This is a genomic window from Tenacibaculum sp. 1_MG-2023, assembly GCF_030547425.1.
In the GTDB taxonomy this organism is placed as follows: Bacteria; Bacteroidota; Bacteroidia; order Flavobacteriales; family Flavobacteriaceae; genus Polaribacter.
Genome location: NZ_JAUORH010000011.1, coordinates 62,656 through 80,420 on the forward strand (window position 1 = coordinate 62,656; position 17,765 = coordinate 80,420).

Consider the following 17,765-nt stretch of genomic DNA (forward strand, 5'->3'; position numbering starts at 1 on the left):
GAAGCATGATGCTTCTCTTTTTTTTAAAACTCTTTTATTATTATTAGCTCACTTTTAAACCTAACTGAATTCCTTTTTCTAACATAAATTGATACGAAGCATCATGTTCATTAGGAATTTTCCCGTCTAAAATAGCTTCTTTGATAGCTTCTTTTATTTGGCCAATTTCTCTGCAAGGTTGTAAATTAAAGGTTTTCATAATTTCTTCACCTGTAATTGGTGGTTGAAAATTACGAACTCTATCACGTTCTTCTACTTCTTTAATTTTCTGGCGAACAATCTCAAAATTCTTATGATAACGTTTAAATTTCTTCGGGTTTTTAGTCGTAATATCTGCTTCACATAAGATCATCAATGATTCTACATCATCACCAGCATCAAAAATTAAACGACGCACAGCAGAATCAGTCACTTCACTTGCTAATACAATCGGACGAGAGCTTAACATCACCATTTTCTGAACAAACTTCATCTTATTATTCAATGGCATTTTTAAACGTTTAAATAATTTATATACCATTTTAGCCCCTACAAATTCATGTGAATGGAATGTCCAACCTATTTTTTTATGGTAACGTTTGGTTGGTGCTTTACCTATGTCATGTAATAATGCTGCCCAACGAAGCCAAACATCATCAGTATTTTGAGCGATATTATCAACTACTTCTAACGTATGGTAAAAATTATCTTTGTGTTTTTGCCCCTCTACCTCTTCTACTCCTTTTAAAGCTATCAATTCTGGCAGAATTCTTTCTAGTAGCCCTGTTTTTTCAAGTAGTAAAAAACCAATTGATGGAACTGGGGCCTCTAATATTTTATTCAACTCAACCACAATACGCTCACGAGTAATAATATCAATTCTCGTTGTATTTTTTGTAATTGCATTTAACGATTTCTCTTCTATTTCGAAATTTAATTGTGTTGCAAAACGAATGGCACGCATCATACGCAACGGATCGTCAGAATATGTTATATCTGGATCTAGCGGCGTTCTTATAACTTTAGCCTCTAAGTCAGCTATTCCCCCAAAAGGATCAAGTAACAATCCGAAATCATCTTCATTTAAACTCAATGCTAATGCATTTATCGTAAAGTCTCTCCTGTTTTGATCGTCTTGTAAGGTTCCTTCAGAAACTTTAGGGTTTCTACTCTCTTCTGAATAAGATTCTTTACGTGCCCCTACGAACTCAATTTCAACATCTTTAAAACGTAACATTGCTGTTCCGTAAGTTTTAAACACTTGAACTTTTGGCTTACTAGGTAATAATTCAGCTACTTTTTGAGCTAATTCTATACCACTACCTACAGCTACCACATCTACATCTTTGGCTGTTCCTCGTTTTAAAATAAAATCACGTACAAAGCCACCAATTACATAACTCTCTAGTTGTAACTCTTTAGCTGCTTGATATATATATTGAAATATTTCTGCGGAAATGGCTTCTTTAAAATATTGTTTTTGCATATACTACACTTTAATAACCTTATACTGTATTATTTCTTTTTATTTTTATAATACAAATATTTTGTACTATGATAAAAACTATTTAATAAACTATCCATCTCTTTTGTTTTAGTAGGGTATTGTTTACTAATATCATTTAAACTAGTTGTATTTAAATTAATGAGTTTTGATTTTTTATTAAACACTGTTTGATAAAAATATAAAGAGTCTTGAATAACTCCTGATGCTGGCTCTCCATCAATATTTCTATAAATAAAAGAAAAATGGTTTGTCCTCGTAGAGTCTAAAGCATTAATACCTAAAGTATAATTTATATGATTTATTTTAGCTAGTGAGATTACAGTAGGTACAACGTCTACTAAATGAGTATTCCTTGTGATTTTTTGTGCTTTTACTAATTTAGGAGCATGGATAAAAAAAGGTGTATTATGCCTTAAAATACCTAGTTTATCTTCTGTAGGTTTATAATAATTAATATCTTTCATTCCTCCTTGATGATCTCCAAAAAACACGAACATTGTGTTGTCAAAATAACCACTTTTTTGTGCTCTTTTTAAAAATCGTTTAATATTAAAATCTAAATAACGAATAGCATTTAACTGTGCTAAACTTCGGTATGCTGATTTATTTAATAATTCTTCATCTATTTCCTTTTCATGTATAGGTCGGTAGGTATCCTTTACCTCTGGTACTGTAAAAGGCATATGATTTGTAGCTGTTTGTATGTAAGCTACAAAAGGTATATTTCTATTGTGTAATTTTTGAAGTTCTTTATCAGATTCTTTAAATAAATCATAATCATCAATACCCCAAACATCTGCTCTATCAGTTTCTCCATAACTACCTTCTTCAAATATCTTTAAATCTTTTATATTAGATTGGAAAACAGCTCTAATATTAGCCCAATTAGCACTACCTCCTAAAAAATACAACTTTTCATAACCTTTAAATTGATCAAATAATACACGTTGATCAATAATCATTGGGTTTCTTGAGGCTGATTTTATATTGTCTACATCTGGTAAACCTGTTATACTAGCAAATACACTACCTGCTGTGGTAGATTTGTGTACATAATGGTTGGTAAAATTAATACTATTATCCAAAAGGCTATCTAACACAGGAGTACTATTGACAGGGTTTCCGTAATAACCCAATGCTCCATTTCCAGTTGATTCTAACATAACAAAAACGATATTAGGCTTTTTTTGATACTTAATAGAGTCTTTATAACTTATTTTTCTTGTAAAACTTAACGTATCTGAATTTATACCTAAATGTTTATTTGTTATTTTTATATATTCTTTTGTCTTTTCTAAATCAAAACCTTCAGACCTAAATTTAAAACTATCAAAAAAATATAATATTGGGTTAAGTGCAAACTGATTAATGTTTTTATCTTTTGAAAAAAAAGCTTCACTCCAACGCAATGGGTAATGTTTTAAACTACCATAACCTCCTAGACCTAACAGTAACACTGCTAAAACTCCAAAAATAATTCGATTCTTTTTAGGTGAAGTAAAATCTATCTTTTTGAAAGTTGAGTAGATTATTTTATGGAGTTTTATCACTAAAAACAGAAATATAAGAATTCCTATTCCCCCTTTAAAAATAGGGTAACTCTCCCAAAAAACTTTTGAAGAAATCCCTAAGTTTTCTAAGAAACGAAGTGCGTTTGCATTAACTCTTAAATTTAAATAACTAAAATGTCCGAAATCAAATAAATAAAATACCAGAATTATAAAATATAATATAACACTATAATAAACGCTAAAAGATTTATACTTTTTATTTTCAAAGAAATTTTTAATAAACAAATAACATAATGCCAAAGGTATATAAGAAAAAACTGCTAATCTTAAGTCAAACCTAGCACCTAAAAAAAGAGCTTTGCTAATATCATTAGCATCTACAGGTAGATTATTTATAAAAAACACATAAAAAATAATTCTAAAAATAAAAAGCAATACAAATAGCACAACAACATTTGTAAAAATGTATTTTAGATAATTAGGTATTCTAGCACTCATAAAGTAATATTAAGTTTGCAAAAATATAAACTTAATATTACAAAACACAGTATAAGGAAAGTGATTATTAAACTATTTTCTTATTGTTATAATTTTATCTTTTTCTATTTTTAAAATTGTAGAAGCTTTTGTTGAAACCTTGTCTGTATTAACCTTTACAACAAAATTAACATTTTGTTTTATTTCTTCACTTATTTCTGAAAACGATTTTGGTGTAGGCTCTCCACTTACATTTGCAGAAGTAGAAACAATAGGTTTTCCAAACTCTCTAATTAACTGAATACAAAACTCATCCTTTGGAATACGAATAGCAATTGTATTATCAGATGCAATGGTATTGGAAGCTAATCCTTTTGGATTATTGTAAATAATAGTAGTTGGTTTTTCTGATGTCTTTAAAATTTCAAAAGCTTTTTCAGGGATGTTTTCTACATGGTTTTGCAACATTTCAATAGAGTCTACCAAAATGATAAGGCTCTTCGATTCTTCCCTATTTTTTAATTTATATATCTTTTTTACAGCTTCTTCATTTGTAGCATCACAACCTAACCCCCAAACAGTATCTGTTGGGTAGAGAATTGTGCTACCTTTATTTAAAAAAAATAATATTTTTGATGTTTTATTCAACGTTATTTAAATTTCAATTCAAACCAGTTTAAAATAAAATTAAGTTTATTTTCTGGAGCTTGATCTAAACTTTGAAGACATAAAAATAATTTATTCTGATTTTTTGATCTTTTTAGTATTTTATATTTTAGCCAAAAAAAAGGTTTTTTAAAATTCTGAATATAAACTAATTGATAATCTTTTAATAATTCAAATGAGTTATTTTTAATTTCCAAATGATTAACTAAAGATTCTGTTAAGAATTGAGAAGGATGCCTAAATCGATGACTTATATTGTTTATAAATTCATTTGGATTCTCTTCGAAATATTTTTTAAAAGTAGATTTTCTCATAGGCATAGGAACATGATGTAGCTTATAATACTTTTTAAACCCTAATTTTTTTGCTATGATTTGTTGCGCCTTAAAATGTCCTGCGAAACTTTCTTTTTTAGGTTTACCTATTAACTTTAAAAAAGATTTATACACTTTTTTATGTAATATATTTTCATCAAAAGATTTCCATTCCCCTCTTAACCTAGGTACATTATTTTTGAAATAGTCTTCAGGAGATGTTTTATTAATTAAAAAAAAATCATCGCACATACATATAAAATGTTCAGATAAACCTGGAATTTTATATAGCATGCTTGCTATTGCTCTAGAATTAAATGTTGGCAAATATTCTTCATACCCTTTAAAAACATCCATATGATCAACCATTTTGACCTTCTTGTACAAACTATTTCTCTGTTCTTTATCTAACAAAAATTTAGGTACTTGATTATCTGTAAGTATAAAAATATTCCTTACAAAACTTGCATTTTTAATTACAGATTTAACAGCAAATTCAATTTCATCTACTTGATTATATCTAGATTTTATTTCTTTACTCGAAAGCTCTTTCTTTGCTTTTAAATAAGTATTCATCTTATTCCTATGCTTAGGATCACTTCCATCAACCCACATAAAAACTACATCTATTTCCATATACGTTCTTAAACCGCTACATCATACTCTCTAAGAGCATCATTCAACGACGTTTTCTTGTTTGTACTCTCTTTACGTTTACCAATAATTAAAGCACAAGGAACTTGATATTCACCTGCAGCAAACTTCTTCGTGTAACTTCCAGGAATTACTACCGAACGTGCTGGTACTACTCCTTTCATTTCAACTGGTTCATCACCTGTTACATCAATAATTTTAGTACTCATTGTTAATACAACGTTCGCTCCTAAAACAGCTTCCTTCTCTACTCTAACTCCTTCTACAACGATACAACGAGAACCGATAAAAGCTCCGTCTTCAATAATTACTGGTGCTGCTTGTAAAGGCTCTAAAACCCCTCCAATTCCTACTCCACCAGATAAGTGTACGTTTTTACCAATTTGTGCACAAGAACCTACAGTTGCCCAAGTATCTACCATAGTTCCTTCATCAACATACGCTCCAATATTTACATAACTAGGCATTAAAATAGTTCCTGCTGAAATATAGGCTCCGTGACGAGCTACAGCATTTGGTACTACACGAATTCCTTTCGCTTCATACCCTCTTTTTAATGGAATTTTATCGTGGTATTCAAAAATACCAGCCTCTAATGTTTCCATTTTTTGAATTGGGAAGTATAACACTACTGCTTTCTTTACCCACTCATTTACCTGCCATCCATTGTCAGTTGGCTCAGCAACACGTAAATCTCCTGCATCTAATAAATCTACTACTTTTCTAATAGCATTAATCATGGTTTCTTCTTGTAACAATTCGCGATTATCCCACGCTTTTTCTATAATTGATTGTAATTCTGTCATTTTTCTAAATATTTTCAGCAAAAATAAAACTGCTTTCCATAATACACCGCGAAGATACATTTTTTAAACAGATATTTCTTCCTTGTTTAATTTAGCTACCTTTGCAAAAACTTATAGAATGGGCAGAATAGTAGCCATAGATTTTGGAAAAAAAAGAACAGGAATTGCGGTAACCGATGAGCTTCAAATTATAGCCTCAGGATTAACAACTGTAAACACCTCTGAACTTATCGCATTTTTAAAAGACTATACACAAAAAGAAAATGTAGAGCTCTTTTTAGTAGGCAAACCAAAACAAATGGATAATTCTGATAGCGAAAGTGAAGTACTCATAACTCCTTTTCTACAGAAGCTTGAAAAAGCTATCCCTTCTATCCCTATAAGACGTGTAGACGAGCGTTTTACCTCAAAAATGGCTTTTCAAACTATGATTGATAGCGGTTTGAAGAAAAAACAACGTCAAAACAAAGCTTTGGTAGACGAAATAAGTGCGACAATCATCTTACAATCGTATTTATACAACAAATAATTTTCTACCAAAGGCATTCTTTGTATTTTTGCGTTCCTTAAAATTAAAAAGTAAATGATTTTACCCATTGTAGCATACGGTGATCCCGTTTTACGTAAAGTAGGAAAAGAAATCGATAAAGACTATCCGCAGTTAGAAAAACTAATTGCCGATATGAAAGAAACTATGTACAATGCTAACGGACTTGGTTTAGCAGCTCCTCAAATAGGAAAAGACATTCGTTTGTTTATTATTGATGCTTCTCCTTTTGCAGAAGATGACGATTTAAGTGAAGAGGAAAAAGAAGTTTTTAAAAACTTTAATCGCGTATTTATCAATGCTAAAATCGTTAAAGAAGAAGGTGATGAATGGGCTTTTAATGAAGGGTGTTTAAGCATTCCTACCATTAACGAAGATGTTTTTCGTCAAGAAACAGTTACTATTGAATACCAAGATGAAAATTTTGAAAAACACACAGAAACGTTAAGCGGATTACCTGCACGTGTTTTTCAGCATGAATACGATCATATTGAAGGAATTTTGTTTACTGATAAACTTTCTTCACTAAAGAAACGATTAATTAAAAAGAAATTAGACAATATTTCTAAAGGGAAAGTAAACGCTGGATATCGCATGCGTTTTCCTAATGCTAAGAGATAATAGTTATACACTAAAAATATTAAGACATGGAATTTAACAAAATTATATCGGTAACAGGTAAACCAGGTTTGTATGAAATTTTATCACAGACTAAAACAGGAGTTATCGTAAAATCTATTGTTGACGGTAAACGTTTTCCTATTACTGCAACTCATAACGTAAGCTTATTAGAAAACATTGCTATTTATACGTACGAAGAAGAAGTACCTTTAGCGCAAGTATTTAAAAATATTGCCGATAAAGAAGATGGTAAAGATGCAATTTCTCACAAAGAAAGTGCTAATAAATTAACGGAGTACTTCGGAGAAGTTTTACCTGGGTTTGATGAAGAACGTGTATACGCTTCAAACATTAAAAAAGTAATTCAGTGGTACAACATTTTAGCAAAAGCTGAATTTGATTTTAGTACGTTAACTGAAGCTAAAGAAACAACTACAGAAGAAGCTTAAATCGTGAATACTCGTAAGCAACAGTTAGCCGCCTTTAATCGTTTGTTAGACATCATGGATGACCTTCGTGAGCAATGCCCGTGGGACAAAAAACAAACCTTAGAAAGTCTACGTCACTTAACTATTGAAGAAACCTACGAGTTAGCAGATGCTATTTTAGACAACGATTTACAAGAAATAAAAAAAGAACTAGGCGATGTGCTTTTGCACATCGTCTTTTATGCTAAAATAGGTAGCGAAAAACAAGCTTTCGATATTGCTGACGTTGCCAACGCCATCTCAGACAAACTCATCGACCGTCATCCACATATTTATGGCGATGTAGTTGTTGAAAGCGAAGAAGAAGTAAAACAAAACTGGGAAAAACTTAAACTAAAAGAAGGTAATAAATCGGTTTTAGAAGGCGTTCCTAAAAGTTTACCAGCAGTGGTAAAAGCCAATCGTATTCAAGATAAAGTTGCAGGTGTAGGTTTTGATTGGGAAGAGCCCCATCAAGTGTGGGAAAAGGTTCAAGAAGAGCTTTCTGAGTTGAACGACGAAATTAAAAACAACAATCAAGAGAAAATAGAAAAAGAATTTGGAGACGTGTTGTTCTCCATGATTAACTACGCGCGTTTTATTGGGGTAAATCCTGAAAATGCCTTAGAAAAAACCAATAAAAAATTCATCAATCGCTTTCAGTATTTAGAAGAAGCTGCCAAAAAAGAGGGCAAGCAACTTTCTGACATGATCCTCGCTGAAATGGACGTGCATTGGGAGAATTCGAAAGAATTCTTCAAATAATCATAATTGGGAAAATTCAAAGGAATTTTTCAAATAATCGACTACCGTCATTCCGAATGAAATGAGGAATCTCACACAATGAAGTTCCAAGTACTCTTTAGAATTACAAACATTCTATTCTAAGATGTAACCCTCCTGAACCCTGAGTTTTCTCACACTTCGCTATCGCTTGGTTCGAAATGACAACTTGTAACCGTCATTCCGAACGCGAGAGAGGAATCTCACTCAATGAAGTTCCAAGTACTCTTTAGAGTCACAAACACTCTACACTACTGTCTGAAGGTTAAGACAAAATCTACATAATATAAAAAGTATTGTTGATATTCTTTTTCTTGATAAAAAGAAACAAAAATAAAGACTTACCATAAAATCTTAAGAAAATACTACGACACCTTCCACTGATAAAAAGAACTCGCTATCGCTCAAACAGCTTTTTATCTTACACCCACCACTGCTGTCTTGATTTTTAAAGATTTTCTTGTAGGTCATAATATAAGTCATAAAATTTAGCTCTGTTTAAATTTCCTCAACATAACGAAACCGTCATTCCGAACGCGAGAGAGGAATATCGCTCAATGAAGTTCCAAATACTCTTATTGAATACTCCCGACACACTTTATTGAATACTCCCTCGCTGACGGTTTCGTTTACTTGGATTTTCAATCCAAACTCCTTTGAGAAAGAAAAAATGTAAAAAATTACTAAATCAACATATGTAAAGGCGTTGTAGCTACTCCCCTCCTACTTTTGTCGTATTCTTAAACAATTATAGTATGACTTTAATAGATAACCTTGAGTGGCGATACGCTACTAAAAAATTTGATGCTTCTAAAAAAGTTTCAATATAGCATATAGAACTTTTAAAAAGAGCGATTCAATTAGCTCCTTCTTCTTATGGTCTGCAATTGTATACCGTTTTGATTATAGAAGACAGTGCGATAAAAGAGCAATTAAAAACTGTTTCTTACGGACAGAGCCAAATTACTGATGCTTCGCATTTATTTGTGTTTTGTAATTATTCAAAGGTTACCAATGACCATATAGATGCTTATTTTTCTTTAAAATCTGAAATAGAACAGGTAGACATTTCTAATTTTAAAGGGTATGCTGATTTTATTAAATCTGACGTTACGAATAGAACTTTGGTTGAAAAGAACAAGTGGACTTCTAACCAAGTTTACCTTGCTTTGGGGAATTTACTAAATGCTTGTTCAGAGCTTAAAATAGATGCTTGTCCTATGGAAGGTTTTGACGCCGAAGCTTATAACAAAATATTAGACTTGGATAAGTTAGGGTTAAATGCTACTGTTGTTGCTCCTGTTGGTTATCGTTCTGACGAAGACCATTCTCAAAACACACACAAAGTGAGAAAACCTATGGAAAATCTTTTTATAGAGTATAAACAACATAAAGAACAGCCTACAAAACGAACTCTAAAATCTGCTTTATTATTTAGTTTTTATTAATACATATACTAAAAGAAATTATACTTGTTTTCTTATTTCCCTATTACCTCATTTAAAATATTATAAACGTACATTTTTTGTGCGGTTTTTTATTTTGTTTTATATTGGCTACTCGAAATAAGAAAAATAAAATTGCTAAAAACTTCTACTTATCCTACCATAAAAGGAATCTAATTAGTAATTTTATTATGTATGTAAATAAGTTGTAGTACATTTTTAAAATCAACAAAACCTAATATTGAACTATGAATAATATCGTTAATTTTATTATGCTTTTAACTTTATTATTCTTCTCTAACAATACTATCGGATAAGAGAATAAGACTGACCTAAAAGTGGAGACTTAGAATAGAGTTTTATTATTGACCGAACCTGTCGATAGAGTTTATACTAATACTTGGTAAGCATATAAACTAGATAATGGAGAAATAGCATTGATTTCGGAAGGTAAATCAAAAGAAATAAGAAGTTATATAACTTTTAATTATGAAAACGAAAACTACGTAATATCTGCTTCAACTAATTTTAACCATAATATTACAGAAGAGGAATTTAAAGAGTTTGTTCCTACTAAAATTATTGATTTGTGTAGAAAAATTCAGTGTAGTAATTAATATAAGCCAATAAATGAACATTTCCTCTTTTCACCTTATAAAAATTCCATTTGGAAAAGCGATTAAAGGATTATTTTTAAACTTGATAAAAAAGAACACAAAAGGTCTAATTTATTCTGAATATATGACTACAATGACTTTAGGTTCTCCTATTCTATCTCCTTCTCGTTTTTTAATAAGAGAAGTAGCAATTTTTGCTCAATGGGAAAGCGAAAAAGACCTTGACAACTTTTTAGAAAAAGACAATTTTGGAAAAGTATTAAACAAAGGTTGGCACATTCGCTTAGGTTTTATGAGAGAATGGGGAAAGATAAAAGGATATAAAATACCTAAAGAAAAAGAAACCTTAGACAATCCCAACTCTCCTGTAGTTGTAGTAACAATTGCTCGTATGAAACCTTTAGCAGTTCCGAGATTCTTACATTGGGGAAGACCAGTTGAAAAATTAGTAAGGGATCATTCTGGAACATTACTTTCTCTTGCATCTTTCAAATTCCCGAATACAATTTCTACCTTTTCAATTTGGAAAAATGTAAACGAAATGGAGAGTATGGTTCACGGTCATAGTAAAATTCCAAAACCTAAAAGACACTCAAATGCAATGAAAGAAAGAGAGCGCAAAAACTTTCATTTTGAGTTTACAACCCTAAGATTTAAACCACTTTCTGAATATGGTTCTTGGAAAGGTAATAGCAATTACACTAAGAAAACTGTTTAATAATGGGATTTGCTTTTATAAAACAGAACTTTCAAGATTGGGTTACTCAACAATGGGTAATTGTTTCAGGTAAAAAAATAAATTCAAAAGAATATGAATGGTTGTTAGGTCCATTTGGAAACACAAATGGAATTGGAGAAAAATTTATTAAGCAATTAGAAAAAAACGAAAATTTAGAAATCTGTAAATCTGAACTAAGTAAAGGATTAATAACCTCTATTAACCAATTAAAATTACCAACAACTGAACTTAATAAGTTATCAAAAAATGTAATTGACTTTTACGAAAACACGAGTAGTTATGAATTTGAATTGAAAACTAAATGGAATCCTATTTTTAAGTTTTTGGGCTACCTCCTTAAAATACTTTTCAGTAATAGAATTGAACAACTGAACATTCCTATGAATAACAGCAAGAACAAAAAGGGAATGAATAGCGAAATTATACAACTAATTGATAAAAAAACGAAAAAAATAAAACGAACGATTTGGTTAAGAACATTTAAAAAAACGGAACAAGTTGTTTATTCAGGTGTTTATGAAACTTGTACAATTCCGAATGGAACAACCTGTATAAAAGCAATATTTCCATTACCAAATGGGAATGCCACAGTTATTTTACAACCAAGCGTTGGTAGCAACGGAGAACTAAGCTTAAAGTCTGTAGGTAGAAAAATTGGAGATAGTGGATTTTACTTTTTGCTAAAAGACAAAAATGGAAATTTATGGACAAAATATATAAAGTCATTTAAAGACAATCTTACAGTGAGTTTTAATGACGGAAAAATAAAAGCAAATCAAACACTAAAATTTTATGGCTTGAGAGTACTTAATTTTGAATACAACATAAAAAAAACATACAACAAAGATGTATAATTAAAAATTAATACCTTTCTTCACTAAATTGAAGTTTCAAATGAATACAAAAAATTAAATGCTACTGTTAAATTAGACTCTACTAATTAATCATTATAAAAGCATATTGTCTATAAAAAATAGTACTTTGTAGTACAAATAATAAACCATGTACGAAAAAAGAACAGAAGCACCTATCAATAAAAAAAGGTTTTATATCAGACTATTAAAACACTTTTTAGGTATTTTAGTATTGATAGTCTTTTCTCTTTTAATAGGTATTTTGGGGTTTTCAACTTTTGAAGATGTAACCTTAAGTGAGTCTTTTTTACATTCATCAATCATGTTATCGGGCTTAGGACTTATTGAGAAGCCAAGTTCTCAAAGCGGACACATTTTTGCTGGCATATACGGACTTTATGCTGGATTGGTGTTTATAGCTTCTTTGGGCATATTAATAAGCCCTATCATTCATCGAATTATACATAAGTTTCATTGGGATGATAACAAGTAAAATGTTAACTAATAGCTCTTTTCGTAAAAAAATATTTATTAAAATTCCCGCACTTAGGCGGGAATTCTTGTATTATTAAATAAGTAAAGACAGTTTATTGAAATAAATCCGAAGATAAATAACGATCACCTCTATCACAAATGATAGCTACAATAACCCCTTTATCAATAGTTTTGGCTATTTCTAGGGCTGCATGTACCGCTCCTCCACTACTCATTCCTGCAAAAACACCTTCTTCTTGTGCTAGCTTTCTGGTCATGTTTTTTGCATCGTTTTCATCTAGCTCTACCACTTGATCCACCTTACTTTTGTTAAAGAATTTAGGTTGATATTCTGGCGACCACTTACGAATTCCAGGTATTCTAGCTCCATCTTTAGGTTGTGCTCCTACAATTTGTACCTCAGGGTTTTGTTCTTTTAAATAGGTAGACACTCCCATAATGGTTCCTGTAGTTCCCATGGCTGAAACAAAATGAGTTATTGCTCCTTCGGTATCGTTCCAAATTTCTGGACCTGTAGTTTTATAGTGTGCTTTCCAATTATCAGTATTTTCAAACTGGTTGAGCATAAAATAGCCTTTTTTATAGCGTAATTCCATCGCTACATCTCTAGAACCTTCAATACCTTTTTCTGCATCTGTTAAAATAACCTCAGCTCCGTAAGCACGCATGGTTTTTACACGTTCTTCAGTAGAGTTTTCAGGCATCACCAATACCATATTTACTCCTAATACTTTTGCCATGAGTGCTAACGCAATTCCTGTGTTTCCACTAGTTGCTTCTACTAAATAATCTCCTTGACGGATATTTTTCCTTTTAATAGCTTCAGCAATCATATTAAAGGCTGCTCTATCTTTTACACTTCCGCCTGGGTTATTTCCCTCTAGTTTTAATAATAGTTTTACGCCTTCCTTTTGAAGTATGTTAGATACTTCTATTAGTGGCGTATTTCCTATACTATCTATAATTGTTTTAGTTTTCATGGTTAATTTAGTACCTACATCATTTAACATAGGATTTTCTAGTGGTTATTTTATTTTCCGACTCATAGGTTACAATAGATCCTTCGGGTACAGAGGTGGTTACGCAAACATTTGCGCCTATTACGCTATCTCTTCCTATTACTACATCTCCTCCTAAAATAGTTGCGTTGGCATAAATGGTTACATTATTTTCAATCGTTGGATGCCTTTTTGTAGAAGCTAATTCTTTTTTAACTTGAATTCCTCCTAAGGTAACTCCCTGATATATTTTTACATTTTTTTTAATAATAGTGGTTTCTCCAATCACAATTCCTGTTGCATGATCTACAAAAAACGAATCGCCAATTGCTGCTCCTGGATGAATATCTGTTCCTGTTAATCCATGCGCATATTCACTCATCATTCTTGGTAAAATAGGAATTTCCATTTTATACAATTCATGACTCAATCGATACACTGCTATCGCATGAAACCCTGGATATGCTAAATACACTTCTCCTAAGCTTTTACAGGCTGGATCTGTTTGTTCAAATGCTTTGGCATCTAAATCTAACTTTTCTCGTATTTCACAAAATGTTTGTTGGTATACAGCCCATGCTTCTGGAGCATTTTTAATAGCCAAGCCATTTAAAATTTTTATAAACTTCTCTTTTAAATGGTTTGCTTTTTCTTGACATACATCATTAAACAATGCGTAAAATAATTGTTTTGTAAAGTTTTCAACATCATCTTTTAATGATAAATCGTATTGTTTGAATTGCATTTACTAATTTTTTACAAAAATAACTAACTTTCAGGAGCTAGCTCAACTTCAAGTCCTTCTAATTCAGATGTCATTTGAATTTGACATCCTAGTCGGCTATTTTCTTCTACATGAAAGGCTTCTGCTAACATTGCATCTTCATCGTCATTTATTTCAGGTAATTCATGATTTGACTTTACATAACATTGACAAGATGCACACATTGCCATTCCTCCACAGATTCCTATAGTTCCTTCAGGAGCTAATTCGTATGATCGAACCACTTCCATTAAGTTCATTGCCATATCTGTCGGAGCAACTACCTCATGCATTACACCTTCACGGTCTATTATTTTTATATTAATGTCTTGACTATCCATTTGTAACAATTTCTTATAGGAATCAGTAGTTAGGAAGGCTTTTCTATTTTGTTGGTAAAGAAGTTTCTACTTAAAACTTGTAATTACAACAAAATTATACGCTTAACTCCTAACTACTTTCATCCTAATCCCCATTATTGAATTGCTTTTACTACTGCTTTTGGTGCTTCTTTTCTTGTACCATCAAAACCGTCTACACCGCCAACAGTGGTATACTTCATCACATACTTTTTATCTGGATGGATGCGTTTGTATGCACTTTGACACATGAGTGTTGCCTCATGAAATCCACATAAAATTAATTTCAATTTTCCTGGATAGGTATTTACATCTCCAATAGCATAGATACCTTCTACATTCGTTTGATAATCCAACGCATTGTTTACTTTAATAGCATTCTTCTCAATTTCTAATCCCCAATTGGCAATTGGTCCTAATTTAGGCGCTAATCCAAATAATGGGATAAAGTGGTCGGTATCTATCATATAAGGTTCTTTCCCTTTTTCTTCTACCACAACACCTGTTACATGGTTTTCACCTAATACTGCTTTTACCTCAGCAGGTGTTATTAAATTAATCTTGCCTAAATTCTTTAATTCTTGAACTTTTTCTACAGAATCTAATGCTCCTCTAAACTCATTTCTTCTATGAATTAAGGTTACCGATTTTGCTACATCACTTAAGAAAATAGACCAATCTAGGGCAGAATCTCCTCCTCCAGCAATTACCACATCTTTATCGCGATATAGTTCTGGCTCTTTAATCATGTACTCTACTCCTTTATCTTCAAAGTCAGCGATATTTGGAATCGGTGGTTTACGAGGTTCAAAACTTCCTAAGCCTCCTGCTATAGCTACTACAGGTGCTTGATGTTTTGTTCCTTTATTAGTGGTTACGATATATGTTCCGTCATCTTGTTTTTCAATAGTATCAGCGCGTTCACCCAATGTAAATCCTGGTTCAAATTGTTTTATTTGTTCTAGTAAGTTCTTAGTTAAGTCTCCTGCTAAAATCTCTGGATATGCTGGAATATCATAAATTGGTTTCTTCGGATAAATTTCTGAACACTGCCCTCCTGGTTGTGGTAAGGCATCAATTAAATGACAACGTAATTTTAATAATCCTGCTTCAAAAACGGTAAATAGTCCTGTAGGACCTGCTCCTATAATTAATATATCTGTTTGTATCATTTGTACTCTATTTCACTAAACTCTCTGTTAGCTTATTTAATGTTTCTACTTTTTGTTCAAAGTTTCCTTTGATAGTTTTTCTATAACTATTTAAGTTTTGTACTAATTGATTGATGTCTTCTGGAATTACTTCCTCAAAAAACTGACGTAACCTCTTAGCCGTTGTTGGTGATTTACCGTTGGTTGAAATAGCTACTTTTACATTCCCTTTGGTTACAATTCCACCCATGTAAAAGTCACAGTACGGTGGATTGTCTGCTACATTCACCAATTTATTTTGACTCCTACAATCTTTATACACTTGTATATTTACTTCAGGAACATTTGTTGTTGCAATCACTAAATGTTTTCCTTGTAAATAGGTATCATTATAGCTATCTGTTATCATATTTACCTTACCTTGTATAGCTACTTCAACGGTTTCTTCTCTAAAGAATGGAGCGACCATAGTTACGATAGCATCTGGACTTGATTTTAATAAAAATCGTAATTTTTCCTCTGCAACAAATCCACCTCCAACAATTAACACCTCTAATTCTTTTGTTTTTAAAAAGATTGGGTACAGGTTATTTCTTTCTTTCTTCATTAATATTCTTTTTAAACTTATTTAATATTGTTGCCTGCTTTTAATAGTTTTCATTTTAAAAAGTCTTGTATATTTTCTATTGGTAGGATAACACCTACTTTTTGTCATATTATTAAATAACAGAGCTACTACAAAAAGAATTAAAGTTCCTGTTAATACAGGAGATAGGACATACATATACCCTAATGATTTAATTTTTTCAGTCCCTATAACTGCTATTAATGCTGTAGCTCCTCCTGGTGGATGAAGTGTTTTTGTATACTGCATTGCTATGATAGAAAATGAAACAGCTAATGGTGCTGATATCCATACAACACTTGGTACTAAGTTGTATATAGTTACTCCTATTATAGCAGATACTACATGACCTCCTATTAAGTTTCTAGGTTGTGCTAAAGGACTTTGAATTGCTCCATATATTAAAACGCAAGATGCTCCAAAAGAACCTATTAAAAAAATATTTTCGATATCTGGCAAATAGAATGATTGAATAAAAGCAATTAAACCTATACCAAAAAAAGCACCGATAAATGACCAAAAGCTTTCTTTAAAATCAAGTAAGGTTTCTTTATAAAGAATATATCTTGTTATTCTAATGCTTCTTTGAATTCTTTGTTTTACCATTACTAAAACTTCTTTATACCACTTCTTTTAAAACAGCTTCTTGTTGTACTTGTAGCAATTGCTGTCTGTGGTTTACTACGTCTCCTAACACAATAATAGCAGGATTACTCAAGTTATTTTTTACAGCAACTTCTTCAATTGTATCTACAGTACCTATTCCTATTTTTTCTTCAGGAGTTGTTCCATTTTGAATAATCGCTACGGGTAATTCGTTCTTTCCTGCTTCTTTAAAAAGATGAATGATTTCTGAGAGTTTTCCCATACCCATTAATATAACAACCGTTGCACTCGATTTTGCTGCCAAAGCAACATCGTTTGACAATTGATGCTGTTTTGTAGTTCCTGTAATAACCCAAAAACTTTCTGAATTTCCTCTTTTTGTCAAGGGAATGTTCTGATATGCTGGTACTGCTAATGAAGATGAAATTCCTGGTACTACAGCAACTTCTAATCCATGTTTAGCTGCGTATTCCATTTCTTCTGACCCTCTACCAAAAATAAAAGGGTCACCTCCTTTTAAACGTACTACGTGTCCGTGAGAAAATCCTCTTGCGACAATCAACTCATTAATCTGTTCTTGTTGATATCTGTAACACCCTCTGCGTTTTCCTACAAAGATTACTTCTGCATTTGGATTCACATATCCTAACAGGTTATTATTTACCAATGCATCGTACAATACCACATCGGCTTGTTCTAACGCTTTAATGGCTTTTAAGGTGATTAAATCAGCATCTCCTGGTCCTGCACCTACTACGGTTAATTTTGGTTGATTTTTCAT

20 protein-coding genes are annotated in these 17,765 nt (G+C 31.6%); 8 read left to right on the forward strand and 12 right to left on the reverse strand.

The features are described from left to right. Positions 1-43: 43 nt before the first annotated feature. The 5 genes from Q4517_RS09220 to Q4517_RS09240 all read right to left on the reverse strand — a co-directional run bounded on the left by Q4517_RS09220 (position 44) and on the right by Q4517_RS09240 (position 5,914). Positions 44-1,465 (reverse strand): CCA tRNA nucleotidyltransferase, encoded by a 1,422-nt coding sequence (locus Q4517_RS09220; protein WP_303508357.1) that lies wholly within the window; start codon positions 1,463-1,465, stop codon positions 44-46. Positions 1,466-1,494: 29 nt separating this feature from the next. Then, positions 1,495-3,495 carry an LTA synthase family protein gene (locus tag Q4517_RS09225; RefSeq protein WP_303508360.1) on the reverse strand — a complete coding sequence of 667 codons (2,001 nt, stop codon included), beginning with the start codon at positions 3,493-3,495 and terminating at the stop codon, positions 1,495-1,497. Positions 3,496-3,567: 72 nt separating this feature from the next. Next, positions 3,568-4,122, reverse strand: coding sequence for an L-threonylcarbamoyladenylate synthase (locus tag Q4517_RS09230; protein ID WP_303508363.1), 555 nt, complete (start codon positions 4,120-4,122; stop codon positions 3,568-3,570). A gap of 2 nt (positions 4,123-4,124) precedes the next feature. Further along, entirely contained in the window at positions 4,125-5,090 is a 966-nt protein-coding gene (locus Q4517_RS09235) for a Stealth CR1 domain-containing protein (RefSeq protein ID WP_303508366.1), read from the reverse strand. 8 nt (positions 5,091-5,098) lie between these two features. Then, positions 5,099-5,914: a 2,3,4,5-tetrahydropyridine-2,6-dicarboxylate N-succinyltransferase gene (locus tag Q4517_RS09240; RefSeq protein ID WP_303508369.1), complete on the reverse strand. Its 816-nt coding sequence runs from the start codon at positions 5,912-5,914 to the stop codon at positions 5,099-5,101. 118 nt (positions 5,915-6,032) lie between these two features. On the opposite strand from Q4517_RS09240, the gene ruvX reads away from it, so the two are divergent. The 8 genes from ruvX to Q4517_RS09280 all read left to right on the forward strand — a co-directional run bounded on the left by ruvX (position 6,033) and on the right by Q4517_RS09280 (position 12,480). Continuing rightward, positions 6,033-6,443 carry a Holliday junction resolvase RuvX gene (gene ruvX / locus Q4517_RS09245; RefSeq protein WP_303508372.1) on the forward strand — a complete coding sequence of 137 codons (411 nt, stop codon included), beginning with the start codon at positions 6,033-6,035 and terminating at the stop codon, positions 6,441-6,443. Between the two features lie 54 nt (positions 6,444-6,497). Beyond that, positions 6,498-7,082 (forward strand): peptide deformylase, encoded by a 585-nt coding sequence (gene def, locus Q4517_RS09250; RefSeq protein ID WP_303508374.1) that lies wholly within the window; start codon positions 6,498-6,500, stop codon positions 7,080-7,082. A gap of 26 nt (positions 7,083-7,108) precedes the next feature. Further along, the gene (locus Q4517_RS09255) at positions 7,109-7,531 is read left to right on the forward strand and encodes a DUF5606 domain-containing protein (RefSeq protein WP_303508379.1); all 423 of its coding nucleotides are present in this window, start codon (positions 7,109-7,111) and stop codon (positions 7,529-7,531) included. A 3-nt stretch (positions 7,532-7,534) separates the two neighbouring features. Beyond that, complete coding sequence (gene mazG, locus Q4517_RS09260) at positions 7,535-8,314, forward strand: nucleoside triphosphate pyrophosphohydrolase (RefSeq protein WP_303508382.1); 780 nt, start codon at positions 7,535-7,537, stop codon at positions 8,312-8,314. 851 nt (positions 8,315-9,165) lie between these two features. Then, on the forward strand, positions 9,166-9,780 hold the full coding sequence (locus tag Q4517_RS09265; RefSeq protein ID WP_368506466.1) for a nitroreductase family protein: 615 nt from the start codon (positions 9,166-9,168) through the stop codon (positions 9,778-9,780). Positions 9,781-10,407: 627 nt separating this feature from the next. Beyond that, positions 10,408-11,112 (forward strand): hypothetical protein, encoded by a 705-nt coding sequence (locus tag Q4517_RS09270; protein WP_303508386.1) that lies wholly within the window; start codon positions 10,408-10,410, stop codon positions 11,110-11,112. A 2-nt stretch (positions 11,113-11,114) separates the two neighbouring features. After that, a complete protein-coding gene (locus Q4517_RS09275) occupies positions 11,115-11,987 on the forward strand; it encodes a hypothetical protein (RefSeq protein WP_303508388.1) in 873 nt (290 codons plus the stop codon). Between the two features lie 148 nt (positions 11,988-12,135). Next, entirely contained in the window at positions 12,136-12,480 is a 345-nt protein-coding gene (locus Q4517_RS09280; RefSeq protein ID WP_303508389.1) for a hypothetical protein, read from the forward strand. A gap of 94 nt (positions 12,481-12,574) precedes the next feature. Here Q4517_RS09280 and cysM read toward each other — a convergent pair whose 3' ends face one another. The 7 genes from cysM to cobA all read right to left on the reverse strand — a co-directional run bounded on the left by cysM (position 12,575) and on the right by cobA (position 17,765). Beyond that, entirely contained in the window at positions 12,575-13,462 is an 888-nt protein-coding gene (gene cysM, locus Q4517_RS09285; protein WP_303508390.1) for a cysteine synthase CysM, read from the reverse strand. Between the two features lie 19 nt (positions 13,463-13,481). Beyond that, positions 13,482-14,225, reverse strand: a complete 744-nt coding sequence (gene epsC, locus Q4517_RS09290) for a serine O-acetyltransferase EpsC (protein WP_303508393.1) — start codon at positions 14,223-14,225, stop codon at positions 13,482-13,484. 23 nt (positions 14,226-14,248) lie between these two features. Then, positions 14,249-14,584, reverse strand: a complete 336-nt coding sequence (locus tag Q4517_RS09295; RefSeq protein ID WP_303508395.1) for a 2Fe-2S iron-sulfur cluster-binding protein — start codon at positions 14,582-14,584, stop codon at positions 14,249-14,251. Between the two features lie 134 nt (positions 14,585-14,718). Continuing rightward, the gene (locus tag Q4517_RS09300; RefSeq protein WP_303508397.1) at positions 14,719-15,774 is read right to left on the reverse strand and encodes an NAD(P)/FAD-dependent oxidoreductase; all 1,056 of its coding nucleotides are present in this window, start codon (positions 15,772-15,774) and stop codon (positions 14,719-14,721) included. Between the two features lie 7 nt (positions 15,775-15,781). Next, positions 15,782-16,360: a bifunctional precorrin-2 dehydrogenase/sirohydrochlorin ferrochelatase gene (locus tag Q4517_RS09305; protein WP_303508400.1), complete on the reverse strand. Its 579-nt coding sequence runs from the start codon at positions 16,358-16,360 to the stop codon at positions 15,782-15,784. A 21-nt stretch (positions 16,361-16,381) separates the two neighbouring features. Further along, positions 16,382-16,984, reverse strand: coding sequence for an HPP family protein (locus Q4517_RS09310; RefSeq protein WP_303508402.1), 603 nt, complete (start codon positions 16,982-16,984; stop codon positions 16,382-16,384). 13 nt (positions 16,985-16,997) lie between these two features. Continuing rightward, positions 16,998-17,765, reverse strand: coding sequence for a uroporphyrinogen-III C-methyltransferase (gene cobA / locus Q4517_RS09315; protein ID WP_303508403.1), 768 nt, complete (start codon positions 17,763-17,765; stop codon positions 16,998-17,000).